This is a genomic window from Clostridia bacterium, from assembly GCA_019683875.1.
Lineage (GTDB): Bacteria > Bacillota > Sulfobacillia > RBS10-35 > Bu92 > Bu92.
The window spans coordinates 1-21,225 of sequence record JADGHN010000021.1 but is presented as its reverse complement, the minus strand read 5'-3'; the positions used below and the strand labels follow the sequence as shown (position 1 = coordinate 21,225).

19 protein-coding genes are annotated in these 21,225 nt (G+C 71.8%); 7 read left to right on the top strand and 12 right to left on the bottom strand.

Annotated features, from left to right (window positions below; translation table 11 throughout):
- Positions 1 to 95 precede the first annotated feature (95 nt).
- From IRZ18_03090 to IRZ18_03080, 3 genes are read right to left on the bottom strand one after another with little or no spacing between them, the layout of a single operon-like run.
- Positions 96 to 980, bottom strand: a complete 885-nt coding sequence (locus tag IRZ18_03090; protein MBX5476092.1) for a CoB--CoM heterodisulfide reductase iron-sulfur subunit B family protein — start codon at positions 978 to 980, stop codon at positions 96 to 98.
- Positions 977 to 1,930, bottom strand: a complete 954-nt coding sequence (gene sdhB / locus IRZ18_03085; GenBank protein MBX5476091.1) for a succinate dehydrogenase iron-sulfur subunit — start codon at positions 1,928 to 1,930, stop codon at positions 977 to 979. The genes IRZ18_03090 and sdhB overlap by 4 nt, the downstream gene beginning before the upstream one ends.
- Positions 1,931 to 1,943: 13 nt before the next feature.
- Entirely contained in the window at positions 1,944 to 3,617 is a 1,674-nt protein-coding gene (locus IRZ18_03080) for an FAD-binding protein (GenBank protein ID MBX5476090.1), read from the bottom strand.
- A 253-nt stretch (positions 3,618 to 3,870) separates the two neighbouring features.
- Here IRZ18_03080 and IRZ18_03075 point away from each other — a divergent pair, with 253 nt between their 5' ends.
- Genes IRZ18_03075 through IRZ18_03060 form a run of 4 tightly spaced genes read left to right on the top strand, consistent with a single transcriptional unit; the run spans position 3,871 to position 9,331 of the window.
- Positions 3,871 to 4,812, top strand: a complete 942-nt coding sequence (locus tag IRZ18_03075; GenBank protein MBX5476089.1) for a MoxR family ATPase — start codon at positions 3,871 to 3,873, stop codon at positions 4,810 to 4,812.
- A 49-nt stretch (positions 4,813 to 4,861) separates the two neighbouring features.
- Positions 4,862 to 6,064 (top strand): DUF58 domain-containing protein, encoded by a 1,203-nt coding sequence (locus IRZ18_03070; protein ID MBX5476088.1) that lies wholly within the window; start codon positions 4,862 to 4,864, stop codon positions 6,062 to 6,064.
- Positions 6,057 to 8,375 carry a DUF3488 domain-containing protein gene (locus IRZ18_03065; GenBank protein MBX5476087.1) on the top strand — a complete coding sequence of 773 codons (2,319 nt, stop codon included), beginning with the start codon at positions 6,057 to 6,059 and terminating at the stop codon, positions 8,373 to 8,375. Before IRZ18_03070 ends, IRZ18_03065 begins: the two co-directional genes overlap by 8 nt.
- Positions 8,372 to 9,331: a DNA-3-methyladenine glycosylase 2 family protein gene (locus tag IRZ18_03060; protein ID MBX5476086.1), complete on the top strand. Its 960-nt coding sequence runs from the start codon at positions 8,372 to 8,374 to the stop codon at positions 9,329 to 9,331. The genes IRZ18_03065 and IRZ18_03060 overlap by 4 nt, the downstream gene beginning before the upstream one ends.
- On the opposite strand, the gene IRZ18_03055 is transcribed toward IRZ18_03060, so the two are convergent.
- On the bottom strand, positions 9,328 to 10,323 hold the full coding sequence (locus IRZ18_03055) for a M42 family metallopeptidase (GenBank protein ID MBX5476085.1): 996 nt from the start codon (positions 10,321 to 10,323) through the stop codon (positions 9,328 to 9,330). The genes IRZ18_03060 and IRZ18_03055 overlap by 4 nt on opposite strands.
- Positions 10,324 to 10,547: 224 nt before the next feature.
- On the opposite strand from IRZ18_03055, the gene IRZ18_03050 reads away from it, so the two are divergent.
- A complete protein-coding gene (locus IRZ18_03050; protein ID MBX5476084.1) occupies positions 10,548 to 11,270 on the top strand; it encodes a cysteine hydrolase in 723 nt (240 codons plus the stop codon).
- Here IRZ18_03050 and IRZ18_03045 read toward each other — a convergent pair.
- Positions 11,267 to 12,358 (bottom strand): diguanylate cyclase, encoded by a 1,092-nt coding sequence (locus IRZ18_03045; GenBank protein MBX5476083.1) that lies wholly within the window; start codon positions 12,356 to 12,358, stop codon positions 11,267 to 11,269. The genes IRZ18_03050 and IRZ18_03045 overlap by 4 nt on opposite strands.
- 124 nt (positions 12,359 to 12,482) lie before the next feature.
- Between IRZ18_03045 and IRZ18_03040 the strand changes: the two genes are divergently transcribed.
- A complete protein-coding gene (locus IRZ18_03040) occupies positions 12,483 to 13,832 on the top strand; it encodes a M20/M25/M40 family metallo-hydrolase (protein ID MBX5476082.1) in 1,350 nt (449 codons plus the stop codon).
- Here the strand turns inward: IRZ18_03040 and IRZ18_03035 are convergent.
- The 6 genes from IRZ18_03035 to trxB form a co-directional block, all read right to left on the bottom strand.
- Positions 13,792 to 14,082, bottom strand: a complete 291-nt coding sequence (locus IRZ18_03035; protein MBX5476081.1) for a helix-turn-helix transcriptional regulator — start codon at positions 14,080 to 14,082, stop codon at positions 13,792 to 13,794. The genes IRZ18_03040 and IRZ18_03035 overlap by 41 nt on opposite strands.
- Before the next feature lie 98 nt (positions 14,083 to 14,180).
- Positions 14,181 to 15,041 (bottom strand): GGDEF domain-containing protein, encoded by an 861-nt coding sequence (locus tag IRZ18_03030; GenBank protein ID MBX5476080.1) that lies wholly within the window; start codon positions 15,039 to 15,041, stop codon positions 14,181 to 14,183.
- A 64-nt stretch (positions 15,042 to 15,105) separates the two neighbouring features.
- The gene (locus IRZ18_03025) at positions 15,106 to 16,269 is read right to left on the bottom strand and encodes an acyl-CoA dehydrogenase family protein (protein MBX5476079.1); all 1,164 of its coding nucleotides are present in this window, start codon (positions 16,267 to 16,269) and stop codon (positions 15,106 to 15,108) included.
- Positions 16,266 to 16,712, bottom strand: coding sequence for an SRPBCC family protein (locus tag IRZ18_03020; GenBank protein ID MBX5476078.1), 447 nt, complete (start codon positions 16,710 to 16,712; stop codon positions 16,266 to 16,268). Before IRZ18_03020 ends, IRZ18_03025 begins: the two co-directional genes overlap by 4 nt.
- A 13-nt stretch (positions 16,713 to 16,725) precedes the next feature.
- Entirely contained in the window at positions 16,726 to 17,970 is a 1,245-nt protein-coding gene (locus tag IRZ18_03015; protein MBX5476077.1) for an aspartate aminotransferase family protein, read from the bottom strand.
- Positions 17,967 to 19,043, bottom strand: a complete 1,077-nt coding sequence (trxB, locus tag IRZ18_03010; protein MBX5476076.1) for a thioredoxin-disulfide reductase — start codon at positions 19,041 to 19,043, stop codon at positions 17,967 to 17,969. Before trxB ends, IRZ18_03015 begins: the two co-directional genes overlap by 4 nt.
- A 153-nt stretch (positions 19,044 to 19,196) precedes the next feature.
- On the opposite strand from trxB, the gene IRZ18_03005 reads away from it, so the two are divergent.
- Entirely contained in the window at positions 19,197 to 19,922 is a 726-nt protein-coding gene (locus tag IRZ18_03005; protein ID MBX5476075.1) for a hypothetical protein, read from the top strand.
- Here the strand turns inward: IRZ18_03005 and IRZ18_03000 are convergent.
- Positions 19,906 to 21,225 (bottom strand): purine/pyrimidine permease (locus tag IRZ18_03000; protein ID MBX5476074.1); only part of this gene is annotated, 1,320 nt, incomplete at its 5' end. The genes IRZ18_03005 and IRZ18_03000 overlap by 17 nt on opposite strands.

Below are 21,225 nucleotides of genomic sequence, written 5' to 3'. Positions count from 1 at the left end.
TCTTTTTCTGTGTTTTCGCCGCGGCCGGGCGCCGGCCGCCGCCCCCGCCCCCCCCCCCCCCCCCCCGCGACGCTTTCGTTCCAGAAACCCCGCGCTCAGACGGCCGCGCCCGACAGGAACTTCTGAAGAACCGTGCGCGGCGTGACGATGTTGTGCCGCAATCCGAGCTCTTCCGGAGAAAGGCCGAACGCCAGCCCCAGGAGCTGCGGAAGGTGCAGGATCGGCACGTCCAGCGACCGCCCGATGACCCTGGCCGCGTCGATCTGCTGGCCGTCGAGGTTCAGGTGGCAGAGCGGGCAGGGCGTGACCATGAGATCCGCGCCCTGGTCCTTGGCCTCGGCGATGTTGCGGCCCGTCATCTTCAGGGCGTTCGTGCGGTTCATCGTCGTGATGGGGAAGCCGCAGCACTTCGTCTTGCCGCTGTAGTCCACCGCGTCCGCGCCCAGGTGCGCGATGATCTGCTCCAGGTACGTGTCACGCTTCTGGTGGTCGGGGTCGACGAGGCGGCTCGGCCGCACGATGTAGCAGCCGTAGAACGGCGCGATGCGCAGCCCGTTCAGCGGCCGCTTGACGAGCGAGCGCACCTTGTCGAGGCCGATCTTCTCCACGAGGATCCACATGAGGTGGTAGATCTCCGTGGTGCCGCGGTACTCCAGGCCCTCGTCGGCGAGGTGCTCGTTGATCCGCGCGCGGTAGGCGTCGTCCTTGAGGCGCTCATGCGAGGCGTACATGGTGCCCGTGCAGGTGCTGCAGATCGTCAGGATCGGCAGCCCGAGCCGCTCGGCCATCGCGAACGTGCGCGCGTTCAAGGTGTCGGCCAGCTCCGGATTGCGCTCCGTCAGCACGCCGGCCCCCGTGCAGGCCGCGCCGTGCAGCTCCTCCACCTCGATGCCGAGCGGACCCAGGCAGGCGTTGACGGACTTGTAGAGCTCCGGCGCGCCGCCCTTTGCCACGCACCCCGGATAATAGGCGAACCTCACTTCGCCTCACCCGCTTTCGTCTCGAGCTTGTCGAAGATCTTGCGGACGTGCTCGGCGCCCGGGATGGGCTTGTTCGAGAGCGGCACCTTGCCGTGCAGGAAGGAACGCAACCCCACGCCGCTCCAGCTCAAAAGCTCGCCGATGCCGGACGTCGACTTGATGGCGACCTTGGTCTCGTCAAGCCGCCCGCTTTCGCGAATGGTCTCCACGAACGCGTCGCTGTGGCGCGACCCGTTGTTGTTCTTGAAGCCGGCCTCCATGGCGCGGCGGCGAAGGTCGAGGATGCGCTCCATCGGCTTGACGTCCTTGGGGCAGACCTCGACGCACATGAAGCAGTGCGTGCAGTCCCAGATGCCGTTCCGCTCCGAGAGCGCGCCCAACCGCTGTTCGTCCGCGGCGTCGCGCGGGTCCGCGACGAAGCGCCACGCTTTGGCCAGCGCCGCCGGGCCGAGGAAGTCCTTGTCAACCTCCAGCACGGTGCAGTCGGACACGCAGGCGCCGCACATGATGCAGGCCATGGCGCCCTTGACGTTCTCCATGTCCTCGTTGGACGCGATGTACTCCCGTTCCGGCGGCGGCCCGGCCGGTTGCAGGTACGGGTCGACGGCGCGGACCTTGTCGAAGAACGGGACGAGATCCACGACGAGATCCTTGATGACCGGCAGGTTGCCGGCTGGCTCCACAACCACCTCACCGCCGTCCTCGGCCACTTCCGCCAGCTTGGTCTTGCAGGCGAGGCCGCCCTTATGGTTGATGCGCATGGCGCACGACCCGCAGATGTGGCTTCGGCAAGAGCAGCGCAGGGCGAGGGACTCGTCAACCTCCTCGCGCACCTTGATGAGCGCGTCGAGCACGGTGGCGTAGTCCTCGACCTCGACCGAGTACTCCTGCCACCGCGGAGACCGGTCGCGTTCCGGGTCGTACCGCTTGACGCGTAGCGTGACCTTCATCCGGCAAGCCTCCTCAATACTTGCGCTCTTGCGGTTCCCAGCGCGTGATCGTCACGGGGCGCGTGTCCAGGCGCGGACCGGCCGCGGTGTACGTGGCCACCGTGTGCTTGAGCCAGTTCGCGTCGTCGCGGTTCGGGTAGTCGAGGCGCGTGTGCGCGCCACGGCTCTCCTTCCGGAACAGGGCCGAGGCGACGACCACTTCCGCGAGGTCGAGCATGTTCTCGAGCTCAAGCACGAACTGGAGGTTCGTGTTGAAGACGCGCCCCTTGTCCCCCACGCTGACCCGCTGGTACCGCTGCTTCAGCTCCTGGATCTTCGCCTGCGCCACGAGAAGCTGCTCCTCCGTGCGGAAGACGCCCACGTTGCGCGTCATCGTCTGGCCCATCTCAAGGCGCAACGCGGCCGCCTTCTCCCCTTCCGGCCGCTTCAGGAGGCCCTCGATGCGCGCTTCCTCGTCGCGCAGCCACGCTTCGCTCACGCGGACGTCGCCCACGGACTTGACATACTCGGCCGCGGCGGCGCCGGCCCGCTTGCCGAAAACCACCGTCTCCAGGAGGGAGTTGGCGCCGAGTCGGTTGCCGCCGTGGACGTTGACGCACGCGCACTCGCCGGCGGCGAAGAGCCCGTCGAGGTTCGTCTTGCCCCACACGTCGGTCTTGATGCCGCCCATGATGTAGTGCATGCCCGGCCGGACCGGCACCGGCTCATGAATGATGTCGACGCCGGCAAATTCCAGCGCCAACTCGCGGATCTGCGGCAGGCGCTCCATGATCTTCTCGGCGCCGAGGTGGCGCAGGTCGAGGAGCACGCAGCCGTCCACGCCGCGGCCCTCGTTGATCTCGATCTGCTCCGCGCGCGAGACGACGTCGCGGCTTGCGAGCTCCAGCTTGTTCGGCGCGTACTTGTGCATGAACCGCTCGCCGTCCTTGTTGAGCAGGTACGCGCCTTCGCCTCGTGCCGCCTCGCTCAGGAGCGCGCCGTTGCCCTTGAGCGTCGTCGGGTGGAACTGCACCATCTCCATGTCCATGAGCAGGGCTCCGGCGCGATACGCCAGCGCCATGCCGTCCCCGGTGCAGATGAGGGCGTTGGTGGACGGCTCGTACACGCGGCCCATGCCGCCGGTGGCCAGGATGACGGCCTTGGCCTTGACAAGGTGCAGCTGGCCGGTGCGGATGTCCATGGCGACGACGCCGCGGATGGCGCCGGCGTCGTCCTTGACGAGCTGGGTGACGAACCACTCGTCATACGTGGTCAGGCCCGTGCGCAGGAGCTGCTCGAACATCACGTGCAGGATGGCCTGGCCGGTGAAGTCCCCGACGAAGTACGTCCGAGCGTGGCTGGCGCCGCCGAAGTTGCGCGAGCCGAGGCGGCCGTGTTCGTCGCGGTTGAAGGTGACGCCGAAATTCTCCAGCTCGATGATCGCCTGAGGAGCTTCCCTGGCGAGGATTTCGATGGCGTCCTGGTCTCCGAGGTAGTCGCTGCCCTTGACGGTGTCGAATGCGTGCGACTCCCATGAGTCGTCCTCGCTCAGGGCCGCGTTGATGCCGCCCTGGGCCGCGTTGGAGTGGCTGCGAACCGGATAGACCTTGGACATGATGGCGACGTCGACGCCCTGCTTCTTCGCTTCAAGCGCCGCCCGCATGCCCGCCAGACCGGCTCCGACGACGAGCACGTCATGTTGAACCATCGGCCTTGCATCGCCCCGCTTTCCAAAATGCTGACCGGCGCCGAAGGCGCGGCGGCGGGCAGGAATTCGACCGACCCGCCGAACAATTGAACAAAAGCCTGTCGATCGAACCTCCCGGTTCCTTTGTGATTGTAGTCCGAATGAATCGACAAGGAACAGAGGTTATGTCGAGTGTGGAACCGCAGAACATGGTGCGCCGTCCGTGAGTTGGCAGAGGAGGGTCGTCTTGCCCGCAGTCGATGACGAAGTTTCCATTGAAGGGGCCGCCCGGCTGGCGGCGCGCATCCAGGATGCGGTCGGGCGCGTCATCCTGGACAAGCCGGAGGCCGTCCGGTTGCTCGTCGCCGCGTTGTTCGCCGACCAGCACGCGCTGATCGAGGACGTGCCCGGCGTCGGGAAGACCACGCTCGCCAAGGCGCTCGCCCGCGCGGCGGGGTGCCGCTTTTCGCGCATTCAGTTCACGCCCGACCTGCTTCCCGGGGACATCACGGGCACGGTCGTGCACGACGCCGAACGCGGCTTCCACTTCGTGCCGGGTCCGCTGTTCGGCCAGGTCGTGCTCGCGGACGAGATCAACCGCGCCTCCCCGAAGACGCAGGCCGCCCTTCTCGAAGCCATGGAGGAGCGCCAGATCACGGTCGACCGTACCACGCACCGCCTGCCCCGCCCGTTCCTGGTGCTCGCGACGAAGAACCCCCTTGAACACGAGGGCACGTTCCCCCTGCCGGAGGCGCAGATCGACCGGTTCGGCCTGCGCGTGACGATCGGCTACCCGAGCACCCGCGCGGAGCGGTCGCTCATCGCTGGCGAGGCACGCCTCACGGCCGAGGCCCTCGAACCGGTCGCGGACGCCGATGCCGTCGTCCGCGTCCAGGCCGCCGTGCGCCTCGTGCACGTGCACGAGGACGTCGCCGGCTACATGCTGGACCTCGTGCAGGCCACGCGGAGGCACGCGTCCGTGCAGATCGGCGCCAGCCCGCGCGCCGCGCTGGCCCTTCGCGACTTGGCGCGCGCCTGGGCAGCCATGGAGGGGCGCGACTACGTCCGGCCGGACGATGTGCAGGCGCTGGCGGTCCCGGTCCTGGCGCACCGCCTCGTCATGAAGCCCGAAGCGGCCTGGCAGGGCGAAGCGGCGGCCGCCGTCGTCGCCGGGCTCGTGGAGCGGCTGCCCGTGCCCGCCCAGCCGCGGTGGTGACGTGTCCATGCCGATGCGCCGCCCCGATGGCGCCGGGATCCGGTGGCGCTTGGCGTCCCGCGGGTTCGCTCTCCTGACCGCCGGTGCCGTCGCGTTCGCGGCCGTCTTCGGCGGGGACGCGCCGCTGACCCTTGCGTATTGGCTGGGCGGGCTGTACGTGTTCGCCTTCGTGTGGGTGGCGGCGTCGGCGCTGGGCGTGCGCGTCGCGGTGGCGGCGGGGGCGCCGCGCGTGTTGTGTCGCGGCCAGACGGCGTCCTTGCGCGTCGAAGCGTGGTCGCGCTGGCCTTGGCCGGTGACGTGCACGGTCCGCTGGGCGCCCGGCCGGTGGGAAGAACCCGCCGGGGCCGCCGGACCGGAAGACGCGCCCACGGTGTGCGTGGTGCCTCCCGGCCGGACGGCCGCCGTCCGCGTGGAAACGAACCCCCTGCCGCGCGGCGTCCATCCCTGGCCGGCCATCGACGTCGAGTGGCGCGATCCCTTCGGACTCTTGGCCGCGCAGCGGCGGCTCACTGCGGCGGGCCGCATCGTGGTCGGCCCGCAGCGGCGCCGCGTCCCGCGCGGCTCGGAGACCGCCCGGCGCGTCGGCGCCGCGGCCGGGACGCAACCGCTCGCCGCGCCTCCGGATTTCACGCAGTGGTACGGCATTCGCCCGTTTCGCGACGGCGACGACCGCCGCCTCATCCACTGGCGCACCAGCGCGCGCCGGGGGCGGCCGCACGTGCTGGAGTTCCAGCGCGCCTGGGCGCGCGGCGTGGCGCTGGCGGTGGACCCGGACCCGGACGGGCGGCTGGACGCGTGGGAAGCCGCCATCGACGCCGTGTACTCCTGGGGCGTCTTCGCGCTTGAACGTGGCATGCCGGTTTGGCTCTGGCAACCCCGCGCCGCCACCCAGGAAGCGCCGATGGCCGGCGTCATCGCGATCACCTCGGAGGCCCAGCTGGCGGAGGCGCTCGCGGAGCTGCGCCCTCACAGGGACCCTCGCTTCGTGAGGCGGCTCGCGAGCATCGCGGAGACGGCGCCGCGGCCGGCGCTCGTCATCGTGGGCGCGGCGTCGCTGGTGCCGGCGCGCGCGCGGGAGTGGGCCCGACTCGCGCCGGAGTGGCCGCCGCTGGTCCTCATGACGTTCGACGGCCGCCCCCGGAGTGCCACGAGCGCCTTCACCCACGAGGCGTTCGCGGGCGCGGAGGCGTTCGGCCCCGCGTGGCCGGAGGATGCCGAGAACGCGGGAGAGGAGGCGACCGCGATTGGTTGAGACCGGCTCGCGCTGGCCGTGGCGCGCCTGGGCCCTGGCGTCCGGCACGGTGGTTGGCGTCCTGGCCGCCGCGTTTCTCGGCTGGTCCGGCCCAGCCGCCTGGGCTCTCGCTGTTGCCGTCTCCCTCGTCGCGGCGACGCTCGGCACGTGGATCGCCACCCCGGGACGCGGCGCGCTCGCAGCGGCCGCCGCCCTCGTGGGCGCTGCCGTCGCGGCCGCCGCCGCCGGCGGCCCGCTGGTCGTCTGGAAGCAGGCGGCAGACGCGTGGGTCTCGTTCTCCGGACGTCCCACGCCCGGCAGCGCGGCCGACGTGGCCGTCGTCGCCGGGCTCGTCGCGTGGGCCGGCGGCCGCCTGGGCCGCGGCGGACCGCACGTCGCCGCCCTCGGTCCGGCGGTCGCCGCCACGCTGGCCTTTTGGGCGGCGGGCGGCCCCGGCGCCGCCGTCGCCGTGTGGGTGCTCGTGCCGGCGTGGCTGGCGGCCCGGACCTGGGGCGCCGGACCGCTGCGCCGGGTCATCGCCGTCGCCGCCGTGGCCGTCGCTGCGCCGGCGGCCGCCCTGGCTGCGTCGCTGCCCGTGAGCTACGTCCCTGCCACGGCGGACGCCGTCGACGCCTGGATGCGCCGTCACATTCCGTGGGTGGACCGCCTCGAAGGGGCGCGCCTGGGCTACACGACCTGGGCCACGTTCGGCGCGCGCATGACCAGCCCGAACGACATGCCCGTCGAGTATTTGGGCGGACCGTTCGTGCCGACCTCGATCCCCGTGCTGTCGGTGTGGGCAAACGTGCCTCCGGGCGGACCCGACACGCTGTACTTGCGCGGCGCCGTGCGCGACGTGTACGACGGCCGCTCGTGGCGCCTGGCCTCGCGGTCCTCGCCCGCCGACGACGTCACGAACCCCGACACGCTGGGCGCGGTGGTGCGCATCCGGATCCGGACGCTGTCCTCGGGTGACCGCGTGCTGTTCGCCCCGCTGTACAGCCGGGTCGAGCGGCTCTCCGACTCCCGAGTCCTGCGGCCGGCTCCGGGCCACACGCTGGTGCCGGATCGCCCGCTCGATCGCGACATGACGTATCAGCTGCTGAGCTTCGTCCCCTGGCCGTGGCCCGGCGCGACGAATCCGCCGGCCGGGCTCTCCTACGGGTTCGCGGCAGATCCGTTCGGGCCCCGCCTGAGTGTGGACGATCTCGCCGACGACGTGCGCCTGCCGCCGAACCTTCCCGACCGCGTTCGCGCGCTCGCCGCACGGGTGACGGAAGGCCGCGCGACCACGTTCGGGAAGGCCTTCGCGGTCATGGCGTACCTTCAGCGGTACACCTATGCCCAGGACCCGCCGCTCCCCGCCCGGGGGCATGACTTCGTCGACGACTTCCTGTTCGTGAGCAAGCGGGGCTACTGCACCTCGTTCGCCAGCGCGATGGTCGTCATGCTGCGCGCCGTCGGGGTGCCCGCCCGGTACGTGGAGGGCTATCGCGTGCCGCTCGCCGGCGCGGTGGACACGCCGGACGGAAAGCATGTCGTCGTCCGGGAGGGGCAGGCGCACGCCTGGGTCGAGGTCTACGACGTGGCGCTCGGCGCCTGGCTGACGTTCGACCCGACGCCCGCCGCCCCGCTCGACCGCAACGCGGGGGTCGCGGCGGGAGGCGCTGGCGGCACGAGCAGCTCCGGGGACGAATCGCAGTTGGAGCTCGAGGAAAAGCGGAGCCGCACGCAGCGCGTCTCGCCGCCGGCGGAGTCGTCGGAGCCCGTGCCGGCGCCGTCCGGAACGCAGGCTGCGCTCCCCGCGTGGGCCCGCTGGGGGGCGGTGGTCGCTGACGATCCGCCACGCACGGCCACGCTCGCCGGCCTCTCCGCCGCGATCCTGCTCGCCGCGGCGGCCGGCGCGCGCCTGGCTGCGCTCCGGCACCGCTGGTTGCGCCGGGCGGGCGCGGCCGGCTGGGCCGGCGTCTACGCGCTGACATCCGCGGCCCTGAAGGCGCTCGGCTACGCCCGCCGCCCCTCACAGTCGCCGCTCGCGTTCCTTCGCGCCGTCGGCCGGGACGAGCACGACGTGGCCGGGGACCTTGAGCGGCTGGGGCGGGCTTATGAAGCGCACCGCTACGGCCGCCGCCGCGGGGACGCGCCGGAGGCCGAGGTCCAGCGCGCGGCTCAGGCCCTTTGGCGGGTCCTGCGACCCGTGCTGCGCCGGCGCCTGGGGCCCGTGCGCCTCTGGGCCATTGAGGCCGCCACCGCGGCGCACGCCAGCGCCTCGCGGGAGTCGCCCGTGCCCGAGACGGCCGGACGGCGGCTGCGGGAGGGCGAGGGCGCGTGATCCTCTCCGCGACGGGCGGCTTGAATCTCGACCGGATGCGGGCGCGCATGCGGCTGGGCAAGAACGAGGACTGGACGTTTCTGAGGGACGGTTCCATCGTGCGGAGCCTGCGCCTGCCGGCGCCGGGCTCCGGGATGTCGTCCGCCCAGGGCGCGCCGCGCCTCGTGCGCCTGATCCCGGACGGGGACGGCGTCATCCGCTCGCTCCGCGTCCTCACCGACGCCCGCGATGCGGACGAGGAGGCCAGGCTGGCGCGCGCCGCCGCCCACTGCCTGTCGCTGGACCAGGATCTTACGTGGTTTTACGCGTGCGTGGAGGGCGATCGGCGCCTGGCCGCCCTGGCGCGCCGGTACCGCGGGCTTCGTGTGCTGAGGGACGCGAATCTGTTCGAGTCCGTGATCAAGTCGATCATCGGCCAGCAGGTGAGCGTCGACTTCGCGGGGCGGCTGGTCCACCGCCTTCGCGTCCTCGCCGGCGAGGTCCGCACGCTCCCATCCGCCTGGCCGGACCCCGAACACACGGAGGGCACGGCCACCAGGGCCGTGCCCGTCTTCCCCACTCCTGACAAGATCGCCGCGCTGTCGGTGCAGGACCTGACCGCGCGCCAGTTCAGCCGCACGAAGGCGGAATACGTGATCGGCTTCGCGGACGCCGTGGCCTCTGGACGCCTCGACCTCGACGCCCTTGCGCGGCTGCCCGATGAGGCGTTCGTTGCCAAGCTGACCGCCCTGCGCGGCATCGGCCGGTGGACGGCGGAATGCGCCCTCATGTTCGGACTGGGCCGGCCGGACGTCCTGCCGGCGGCGGACCTGGGGCTGCGCAAGGCCGTGCGGCACGTGTTCGGCCTCGACGAGCTGCCCGGCGAGGCCCAGGTCCGCCGGCTGGCGGAGGCATGGCGGCCGCACCGCAGCCTGGCCACGCTGTACCTCTGGGAGACGCTGCGCGACGCCGTCTAGTCCGCGAGCAACCGCTCCAGCGTCTTCGCGTCCAGCCGCTTCACGAGCTCGACCACGAGCCGGGTGAGGTCGTCGAGGTCCTTGCGGTGCACGATCCCCGCCGCGCTGTGGATGTAGCGCGTGGCCACGCCCAGCGCCACGCTCGGCGCGCCGGCACCGGTCAGGTGCACCCGGCCGGCATCCGTTCCGCCGCCGGGCAGCACCTGGAACTGCAGCGGAATCCCGGCCGCCTCCGCCGTGTCGATGACGAAGTTGCGCAGCCCCGTGTGGGGCACCATCGACGCGTCATACAGAAGCAGCACCGGACCCTTGCCGAGCTCCGCCGCCGCCTCCTCCGGCTTCACGCCGGGCGTGTCGCCGGCGATGGCCACGTCGAGCACGATGCCGACGTGCGGCTGCACCTTGTTCGCGATGGTCTGGGCGCCGCGCAGCCCCACTTCCTCCTGGACGGTGGCGCCTGCGAACACGGTGTTCGGGTGCGCCTCATGCTGGAGGGCCTCCAGCACGCGGACGGCGATGGCACAGCCGGCGCGGTTGTCCCACGCCTTGGCGAGCAGCATGTCGGGGTTGGCCAGCGGCGTGTACGGGCAGATCGGCACCACGGCATCGCCGGGGCGGACGCCGAACGCTTCCGCCTCCTCCCGGCTCCGCGCGCCGATGTCGATGAACATGTCCTTCTTCTCCACAGGCTTCTTGCGTTCTTCGGCGGGCAGGATGTGCGGCGGCTTCGAGCCGACGACGCCGATGACCTCTCCCTTGCGCGTCTGGACCGCGACGCGCTGCGCCAGCATCACCTGCTCCCACCAGCCCCCGAGCGTCTGGAACCGCAGGAACCCCTGCTCGGTGATCTGGCTGACGAGGAATCCGACTTCATCCATGTGGCCGAGGATGACCACGCGCGGCTCGTCGGCCGTGCCGCGCTTCCGCGCGACGACGCTCCCCAGGTTGTCCGTGAGGAGCTCGTCGCCCAAGGGCTTCAGGTAACGGCGCATGAGGTCCCGCACGGCCGCTTCCTGGCCCGGGACGCCCGGCGCCTCGGTGAGCGCGCGGTAGAGTTCGTCGGGTGAGGACACGTCGATTCCTCCGTTTCGCGAAATGTTCGCCCGCTGATGGTGTTCGGGCTCGAGCGGTCGCCTCCTGCCGTCGCGGTGCGGATCGGGCGCACTTTCGCTAGAGTGGATCCAGAACGGGAACTCGGAAGGGGGAAGGCGGCGTGGTGGATCGCGCGGATGGAGAGGCGAGCGCCCGCTGGTTGGAGTTCGGCGCCGCCCTTGACGACTGGTTCGCGCGTCTCCCGGAGAGAAGCTGGTCGGAGCTCGCGCCGCACGGCGGGGCCAGGGTGGCGGTCTGCGTGATCGACATGCTGAACGGCTTCGCGAGGGAGGGCGCGCTGGCGTCTCCCAGGGTTGAAGCGCTCGTGGCGCCCGTGGTCGAGCTCGTCGAAGGCGCCGCCGCGCGCGGCGCGAGGATCGTCGCCGTGCAGGACTGCCACCCGCGCGACGCCGTCGAGTTCAGCGCCTACCCGCCGCACTGCCTGGAGGGAACGTCCGAGGCGGAGGCCGTGGCGGAACTGGAGCGCCTGCCCGCATACCGGAACGCGCTGTGCGTCCGCAAGAACAACCTCTGCGGGCTGTGGGCGGGCGACTGGCACCGCGAGCTCGTCGCGGGCGGCGTGGACACCTTCGTGCTGTGCGGGGACTGCACGGACCTGTGCGTGAACTACCTCGCCATGCCGCTGCGCCTTTGGGCGAACGAGCGAAACCTTCCGCTGCGGATCGTGGTCCCGGCCGAAGCGGTGGACACGTTCGACATCCCGGTACGGGGATCCGCGCCCGGAGAGGCTGCGGCGCCCGGCCATCCCGGCGACGTCTTCCACCGCCTGTTCCTGTACCACATGGCGCAGAACGGCGTGGACGTCGTCCGGCGCGTGACGTTCTAGGCCGGCGCCTCGCCGGCGCGAGGAGGCTCCGCGACGACGACGCGGTTCTTGCCCTCCTGCTTCGCCCGATGGCCGGCCTCGTACAGCCGGCGCAGGAGCTCGTCGCTGGAGACGCCGTGGGCGGGACAGGCGGCGACGGCCGCGGAGATCGTGACGGGGATGGGCCAGCTCCGCGTGGTCTCCTCGACGGAGCGACGCAGCCGCTCGGCGACGCCCACGGCGGCGGCGACATCGCTTCCAGGCAGCAGCACCAGGAACTCGTCGCCGGACAGCCACCGCGCCAGCACGTCGTGCGCGCGCAGGCCCTGCCGCAGAACAGCGGCGAGGTCGCGGATCATGCGATTGCCCGCCTCGTAGCCGAGCTCGTTGTACGCGCGCAGCCCGTCCCCATCGATGAAGATCAGCGCGAAGGGCTCGCCGCCGGCCGCCGCGCTGCTGGCCAAACGCTCGAGCGCGGCGCGACCGGCGCGATGGTTCGGCAGGCCGCTGATGGCGTCGGTGGCCGCCTCCGCGCGCGCGGTCTCCATGGCGCGGACGCTTTCGTCGATGCGGCGGATGAGGTCGTCGACCAGCGCGTACGCGGACTCCGGCACGTCGTCGACGACCGTCGCGTCCACGAGCCGGTTGCCGCCCTGCTCTTTCGCGCGGCTCAGGGCGTGGTGCGGCGCGCCGAGCAGCCGTGCGGCGCTCGTGGGCGCCCGGACCTCGTAAGCGCCCGCGGAGACCGTCAAATCGTACCCCAGCCGCCGCATGCGCGCGGCGAAGTCCCGGCGCAGGCGGTCGGCGAGCCGGACCAGCCCCCCCGGTTCCGGAGCGGGAAGAACGCGCAGCCAGTAAAACTCGTCCCCGCCGAAGCGATAGGTGGAACCGCTTGGCGCGAGATCGCGCATCAGCGCCGCCAGCTCGCCGACTGCACGGTTTCCCGAGGCGAACCCCTTCTCCTCGTTGAACCGCGCAAGCCCGTCGATGTCGGCGCAGACGACCTGCACCCAGCCGCTCCCCTCGGCCACGTCCTTCAGCCGGCGGAGCAGGTCGATGGCATGTCCGAGGCGCGAAACGTCACCCGGGAGGGCGTGCAGCCTTCTCACCCCGCGCCCAAATTCTCCCCGTCGCCGGCGATCTCCTGTGCGCCGCCCGGCTCGCCGCGGGGCCAGCGGGAATCGCCGCCGCCATCGCGAATTCGCGCTGAAAGGGGAAAGGGAGGCATCGCTCATGTCGGACTGGTCATCCGTCGCGAAGGATTGCGCGCATCGGCTCAGCCGGCTGCTGCGCTTTGACACCAGCAACCCCCCGGGCAACGAGCTCGCGTGTCTCGCCGATCTGGCGGAGACGCTGCGGGAGGCCGGCATCGAGACGCAGCTGTTCGAGTCCGCACCCGGGCGCGGCAACCTGCTCGCCGAGATCCCCGCCAACGCGGACGACGCGCTCCCGTCGTCGGAGGCCCTGCTGCTCATGGGGCACGTCGACGTCGTCCCCGCGGAGGCGGAGCTCTGGACCCACCCGCCGTTCGCAGGGGACATCGCGGACGGTTGCGTGTGGGGCCGGGGCGCCCTCGACATGAAGCACCTCGTCGCCATGTGGACGGAGCTCGCCCTGTTGATCCGCCGGCGGGGCGTGCGCCTTCGCCGGCCGATCAAGCTCATGTTCAACGCGGACGAGGAGGCGGGGGGCGAGTATGGCGCCGGCTGGATGGTGCGCCATCACCTGGACCGCATCCGCGCGGCCGTCGCGCTGAATGAGGGCGGGGGCGAGGGGCTTGAGTTGGGCGGCGTGACCTACTTTACGTACCAGCCGGCGGAGAAGGCCCCGTGCGCCTTCGACCTGATCGCGCGCGGCCGGCCCGGGCACGGGTCCGTGCCCACGGACGACAACGCGGTCGCCTGGCTCAGCCGGGCCCTCGTCGCGCTTTCCGAGACGGAGACGCCCCTGCGCGTGACGGAGCCGGTGCGCGCGTTCGTGGAAGGCCTCGCGGCGGGGCAACCGGAGCCCTACCGCAGCGTCCTGCTCGGCACGCTGGACCCGGAGAGCCACGCGGCGTCGCTCGCCGCGATCCCCGATGCGTACCAGCGCGCCACGCTCCACGCGCTGCTGCACGACACGATCACGCCGACGATGCTCGAGGCCGGCAGCCGCGTCAACGTGATCCCGTCGACGGCCCGGGCCACGTGCGACTGCCGCATCGTCCCGGGGCAGACGCCCGAGGGGATCGCGGCGTGGGTGCGCGAGATCCTCGCCTCGCGCGGGCTTCTGGATCACGTGGAGGTGCGGTTCCGGCGCGCGGCCACGCCCGTCGCCTCCCCGGTGGAGGCGCCGATCGTGGACAGCATGCGGCGCGCGCTCCAGCGCCACGCGCCGGGAAGCCGGCTCGTGCCGACGATGCTCACCGGCGGCACCGACGGCTCCTGGCTGCGTCCGGCCGGCATCCCCACGTACGGCTTCGCGCCGCTGCTGCCGGGCGAGGCCCACGAGACGGTGCACGGCATCGACGAGCGCATCCGCATCGCGAGCCTGGAGTTCGGCCTCAAGGTGCTGTGGGACGTGATCCTGGACTATTGCGCCTAGCCCGCGCCGGCTCGCGTTCTTCCCGTGGGCACAGCCAGCGCTGGCCGTAGGCGCGCATCATCTCGATGATCGGGATCAGCTCGCGGCCCATGGGCGTCAGCTTGTACTCCACGCGCGGCGGCGACTCCGCGTACGCGACGCGCTCGATCAGGCCGTCGTCCTGCAGGGCTCGCAGGCGCTGCGTCAGGGTGCGCGGGCTGATGCCGGTCACGGAGCGCTCGAGCTCCGTGAAGCGGCGGGGACCCGGCATCAGGTCCCTGAGGATGAGGAGCTTCCATTCGTCGCCCAGGACCTGGGCGGTGCGGGCGACGCCTCACGTGTGCGGGGCGCGGCCACGTCGCGACGCCGTCATCTCGACTCCTCCTCGACCGCCACGGGTCCAGGCAGGCCGGCCAGCCGCACGCAATCCCCGCCGGCCAGCTCGGCCAGGTACAGCGCATGCTGGGCGGCCGCCCTGAGGCCGGGCGCGTCGTGGGCGTCGCCCGGGACATCGGCCGCGCCGGCGCTGGCGCGAACGGCCGGACCGGCGCCAGCGGCCTCGCGAAGGCGCAGGAGGGCGCGCACGGCCATCCGCCCGGCGCCGTCCGCGTCGGCGCCCGGCAACACCACGGCGAACTCCTCCGGCCCGAGCCGGAACACGACGTCCCCCTCTCTCGTCGCGGCGACCAACGCCCGGGCGAAGCGCGGCTCCGCTTCGGGCACCTCCGCCGCCGCGCGCGCGAGACCCCGCAGGGCGAAGCAGGCGAGCGCCAGCGGCCGCCCCGCGCGTGTGGCGCGCGCCACTTCCTGCGCCAGGCGCGCGGCGAAGGCCTCGCGATTCGGCAGCCCGGTGACGGGATCAACGTGCGGGTCGCGTGATGCGACGGCGCAGCGATAGGCCTCTGCCGCGGCCGCCCAGCGCGCGCCGTCCGTCAGGTCCGCCTCCAACGCCGGCGAAAGCTCGCCCGGCGACGCCAGCACCAGCGCCACCCGCGCGCCCCAGACCTGGGCCGTCAGCGCCGGGCCGCCGGCGATGACGGCGGCGATGTCCGCCGCGACGCCGTCCTGACCGGCCTCGCCCACGCGCGCGCGCAGGCGCCAGCGGTTGTCCTCCCAGACGTACAGCGCCGCGCCCGGCGCCCCTGTGGCCCGCGCGGCCGCGTAGCAGAGCGCCCGCGCGACCTCCGCGGGCTCAGCCCCCGCGATCTCCGCGACGATCGACCGCCGCACCGCGTTCCTCCCCCGCTCGTCCAACGGCCGCCGACAAGATCGGCGGGACGCGCCCCCGGCGTCCTCACTGGTCGAGCAACGATCGGGCGATCACGAGCCGCTGGATCTGGTTCGTCCCCTCATAGATCTGCGTGATCTTCGCGTCCCGCATCATCCGCTCGGCCGGGTACTCCACCATGTACCCGTAGCCGCCCAGCACCTGCACGGCGTCCGTCGTCACCTTCATGGCGACGTCGGAAGCGAACGCCTTCGCCATGGCGGAGAGGCGGCTCGCCTCCGGCGGCAGGCGGCGCATCGTCTCGCCTTCCTCGTCGAGCCGGGCGCAGGCGTGGTAGAGCAGCTGGCGCGCGGCCTCCGTCTGCATCGCCATGTCGGCGAGCATGAACTGGATGCCCTGGAACTCGGCGATGGCCTGGCCGAACTGGCGCCGGCCCTTCGCATACTCCAGCGCCAGGTCCAGCGCGCCCTGGGCGATGCCGACGGCCTGGGCCGCGATGTTCGTGCGGGTGCGGTCGAGCGTGGCCATGGCGATCTTGAAGCCGTCGCCCTCCTCGCCCAGCCGGTTCTCCACGGGCACGCGCGCGTCCTGGAACACGAGTTCGCCGGTGGTCGAGCCGCGAATGCCCATCTTGTGCTGCAGCCGCCCGATGGAGAAGCCGGGGGTGTCCGCCTCGACCACGAAGGCGGTGATGCCCTTGGCGCCGCGGCTCGGGTCCGTCGAGGCGAACACGACGTAGATGCCGGCCACGCCCGCGTTGGTCACGAAGTGCTTGAGGCCGTTCAACACGTAGTGGTCCCCCTGGCGCACCGCCCGGGTGCGCGTGGCGCCCGCGTCCGAGCCGGCCTCAGGCTCCGTGAGGCCGAACGCCGCCAGCCACTCCCCGGTGGCGCACCGGGGCAGGAAGCGCCGCTTCTGCTCCTCCGTGCCGGCGAGGATGATCGGCAGGGTGCCCAGTTCCTGCACGGCCACGAGCAGCCCGGCCACCGCGTCCACGCGCGAGAGTTCCTCCGTGGCGACCGCGAGCGAGAGCAGCCCCGCGCCCAGCCCGCCGTACGCCTCGGGAATTCCCAACGCGAAGAGGTCGTGCTCGCGCAGCCACTGAACGTAGTCCCACGGAAACTCCCCTGTGCGGTCGACCTCCGCCGCGCGCGGCCGGATGCGCGTCTCCGCGAGTTCGCGGACGACCTGGCGCAGCGCCTCCACCTCTGCCGGGAGTCGGTACGTCACGCGCCAGCCGCCTCCTCCGCCTGCTGCTTGATGGCCTTCACGAGCGCCTCCGAGCTCTTCTTCGTGAGAGCGGTGGCGATGGGGTTCAGCAGGCCCGCGAGCATGGGGATGCCGAGGTCGAAGTCGACGCGAAGCGTCACGTCCGTCCCGCCGTCGCTCTCCACGAACGTCCAGTCGCCCTCGAACTTGGCCAGGTCGCCCTTCACCTGCTTGTACCGGATCACGTAGTTCGCCTCGTCGAACTCGTCGCGCTCCGTCCAATGCAGCGGACGCCCCTGGAGGAGAACGGTCCAGGCGCTGACGACGTACCCGTCCCCGCGCTCCACGATCTCGATCTTCTGAACCGGCTCGGCGTACTTCTGGATGTCCTCGATGCGGCACGCCAACCGGAACACCAGATCCCGCGGCGCCGCCACATGCTCATGAACCGTGATGCTGGGCACCGGCCAACCCCCCTCATCCCGCCAGCGCGGCCGCCTCCGAGGCGGCGGCGCGCATGCTCTCAAGCGCGTAGTCGATCTGGTCGCGCGTGACGATCGCGGGCGGCATGACGCGGATCACGCGCGGGTGATTCAGCGAGTGCACGACGACGACCTTGCGATGGAGAAGCGCGGCGATGAACGCCCCGCCGGCGCCCTCATCCGCGAACTCCAGGCCGATGAGCAGCCCGCGGCCGCGGACTTCGCGCAGGGCGCCCGGAAACTCCTTCTGGATCTCCCGCAGGCCGGACATGAACGCCGTGCCGATCTCCTGGCCGCGCTCCAGAAGCCCCTCCTCCGCGATGGCGTCCAGCGCGGCGACGCCGGCCGCGCACGCAAGGGGGTTTCCGCCGAACGTCGAGGTGTGGATGAGCGGGTTCTCGTCGAACGGGCGGAAGACCTCCGCCCGCGCCGTGAAGGCGCCGATCGGCACGATGCCGCCGCCGAGGGACTTGCCGCTCGCGATGATGTCCGGCACCACGCCGCTCCGCTCGATGGCCCACATCGGACCCGTGCGGCCGACGCCCGTCTGGACCTCGTCCACGATGAGCACCGCCCCGCGCGCGTCGCAGATGGCGCGCAGGCGGGCAAGGTAGTCGTCCGGCGGCACGATCACGCCGCCCTCGCCCTGAATCGGCTCCACGATGACCGCGCCGACCGTCTCGTCGAAGGCCTGCTCCACCGCCGCGGCGTCGCCGAACGGCACGTGGCGGAAACCGGGCAGCAGCGGCAGGAACGGCTGGCGGTACATGTCCTTGCCGGTCGCCGACAGCGCCCCGAGCGTCTTGCCATGGAAGCCGCCCTGCGTGGCGATCACGCCAGGCTTCCCCGTGTACATGCGCGCGAGCTTGAGCGCGCCCTCGACGGCCTCGGCCCCGGAGTTGCAGAAAAAGGTGTATTGAAGGTCGCCCGGCAGCGACTCGGCGAGCCGGCGGGCCAGCTCCACGACGGGCCGGTTCGGGAGGAGGCGCGTCGACAGCGCGAGCGTCTCCGCCTGCCGCTGCACGGCGGCGACCACCTTCGGATGGGAGTGGCCGTGGAAGAACACGCCGTACCCGCCGAGGTCGAGGTAGGTCGAGCCGTCGCTCGTCCGCACCTCCGCCCCGCGGGCCTCGACCTCGTACCCCTCCACGCCCATGAAGCGCATCACGCGCGCCATGGAGGGGTTGACGTAACGCTCGTAATCGTCCAACAGGGCATCGATCGTGTAGGACTCGGTCATGAGCGCGCCTCCGTGCTCCCCGCCGGGCTCGCGACGCGACCGGCTCCAGCCGCGGCCACGGCGCCGGCGGCCGGCCCGGGGATGTCGACGTCCCACGCCGGCTTCTGGCCCGCGTCGAGCTTGGCGAGGTAGGATTCGACTTCCAGGGCGGCGATGGTGCCTTCGCCCACGGCCGTCGCGACCTGGGCCAGGGAGCCGGCGCGCACGTCGCCGGCCGCCCAGACGGCTTCGGCGCTGGTGCGCAGGTCGGCGTCCGTCAGCACGTAGCCCGCCTCGTTCAGCGCCACGACGCCCTTGACGAACTCCGTCTGGGGCACCATTCCCACGTAGATGAACACGCCGTCGACGTCCAGCGAGGACTCGGTGCCGTCCTTGGTGCTGCGCAGGCGCAACCGCCGGACGCCCTGGTCCCCTTCGATGGCCGTGACCTGCGTGGACCAGAGCCACTTGATCCTCGGGTTCGCGAACGCCCGCTCCTGGATGTCCTTCGCCGCGCGAAGCTCGTCGCGGCGGTGGATGATCGTGACGCTCTCGCAGATCCGCGCCAGGAACATGCCCTCCGTGAGGGCCGAGTCGCCGCCGCCAACGACCGCGACGTGGCGCCCCTTGAAGAAGGCGCCGTCACAGATCGCGCAGTACGACACGCCACGTCCCCGGAATTCGTCCTCCCCCGGGACGCCGAGCTTGCGCTCGTGCGCGCCGGTGGCCAGGATCACGGTACGGGTGCGCCACTCCCCGGCGTTGGCGCGCACCGTCCACAGCCCGTTCTCGCGAGACATGGTGACGACCTCGTCGAAGACGATCTCGGTGCCGAAGCGCCGCGCCTGCTTCTCCATCCGCTCGCTGAGCTCCGGGCCGAGGATGCCGTCGGGAAATCCCGGGTAGTTGTCGACGAGATCGGTCGTGGCGATCTGGCCGCCCGGCACGGCCTTTTCGACGAGCACCGCGCGCAGCCCGGCGCGGCCGGCGTACAACGCCGCCGTCAAGCCGGCGGGGCCGCCGCCGATGATCAGCGTATCGAGGACACGCTCATCCAAGGAAACGACACCCCCATCTTGAGTCCACCATACCATGCCGCCCCCATGGCAGCGACGTCCATGGTGGCGGGAACCAGGGCGCGGGCGCGGCGCGCCAGGCTGGAGGATGACCTGCGCAAACGGCGTATACTATGCCACCACCCGAGCGGTCGTCGTGACGTGCGAAACCGCCAAAGGGGGTGCCGGATCATGGAGCACAACCTGACGATATCCGTCGAAGACCGCTCGCCGGAGTTCGCCGAGTTTCTTGAGGATCGCCACCTGCGCTACCAGGTGTTCAAGTCCAGCCGGCGCTGGGTGTACCGCACCGGATGGTTGCCGGACCCGGTCAGCGAGGCCACGGCGCTCTTCGTGCAGCGCACGTTCCTGCCGGACATGCTGCTGGAGCATCTCGACACGCATTACGGCGACGAACCGGACGAGGACCGGCTGGAGGTATTCCACGAAAACGTGTCCGTCTTCGACCGCCCCGACTTCACCCGCGGCACGCAGGCGATGCTGCAGCCCACGCTGGAGGAGCGGGGCACGCTGTCCATCGAAGGCTGGATGCGTTTCCGCGGACGCAAGACCTTCCAGGCGATCGTCGCGGAGCTGGCGCGCGCCGGCCTGAAGGCGCTGCGGTTGCGGCGCGCGTACGAGCAGTTCCGCACGCTGCGGCATGAGCCCATCCGCGAGCTCATCATCGAAGGCTCCGGGAACCAGCTCGTCGTGAAGGACGCCTCCGGGGTGGAACGCTATCGCGAATACCTCGCCGGCTTCCTCGACCCGCGGCTGGAAGTCGGCCGCGAGGACCTGGCGCTCTCGCTGTTGCACGCGCTCCAGCCGGAACGCGTGGACCTCGTCGGCGTCGACCCGGAATTCCGCAAGAAAGTGGAAGCGTGGATGCGCGAGCGCCGCTTCATTTTCCCGAACTAGGAGCCGCTCGCCCCGGCGTCCGCCGTGTCTCGCGCAGGACCACGTGGTCCAGGAGGGCGGCCAGGACGAGCCCGATGATCAGCCCGTTGCTCAGAAGGTTGCGGACGATCGGCGGAGCGGATGCGAACGTCGCCGGGTCGAGGGACATGACGCCGGTGCCGGCCATCACGGACAGCCCGACGACGAACACGTCGCGCGGCGTGAACTGCAGGCGCGCGTAGTCGCGCAAGCCGAAGGAAAGAATCTGGGCGAAGGACGCCATCGTCACCGCGTAGCCCACCGCGGACGGCACGGACGCCAGCAGCGCGCCGGCGGCCGGCAGGAAGCCGAGCAGCGCGAACAGGATCGAGGCCCAGAGGAAGGGCCGGCGCGCGGCCACGCCGGACATGGCGACGAGCCCGGCGCTCGACGTGTACGGCACGAAGCCGACGGCCGGGAACACGCCGGCCAGCACGTCCGCCAGCCCCGTGAAGACGGCCGCGCGATCGTACGCGCGCTCCGGCGGCCGCCGCCCGACGACCTGACCCACCGCCAGCAGGCTGGCCACGAGGTTCGTCAGGACCACGAGCGCCGTCACCACGGCCACGAGCGTCACCCCCGCGTCCATGCGCGGCGCGCCCCAGGCGAACGGTTCCGGCCAGCCCACCCACGCGCCGAACGCCACAGGATGCAGCCGGCCGAAGGCGGCGCTCAGGGCCGCCCCCACGACGAGGCCCGCCAGCACGCCGAAGCTGCGCACGGGGCCGGGGCCGTAGAGTGTGACCGCGACGACGACCGCGAGAACGGCGAGGGAAATGGCCGCGACGACGGGATCCGGCTCCGGATGCCCGGCGGAGATGCCGAGGACGCCCTTGAGAAACGTGCCGGAGAGCTGCAGCGCCAGCAGCACCAGGACGGTGCCGGTGACCGCGGGCGTGAAGCCGCGGATGAGCCGGCCGATGCCGCCGGCGAACCCGAGGACGGCGGTGCAGAAGCCGGCGACGATCATGGCGGCCTCCAGGGCCGGCCCCAGGTGCGCGAAGCCGCCCGGACCGGCGATGGCCGCCATCTGGATGAGCACGGCCCACCAGATCCCGGCCGGGGCCTCGACCAGCGGAAGGCGATGCCCGAACAGGACCTGCAGGGCGGACACGGCGCCGCTGATCAGGAACGTGCGCCCGCCGAGCGCCGCCACCTGGTCGGGAGCCAGGCCGAAGGCAGGCCCGATGACGAGGGGCACGACGGCCACGTTCGCCGCCATGTAGGCGAACCACTGGACGACGTAGAGGAACGTGCGACCGGCGGGCGGCCGGTCGTCGACATC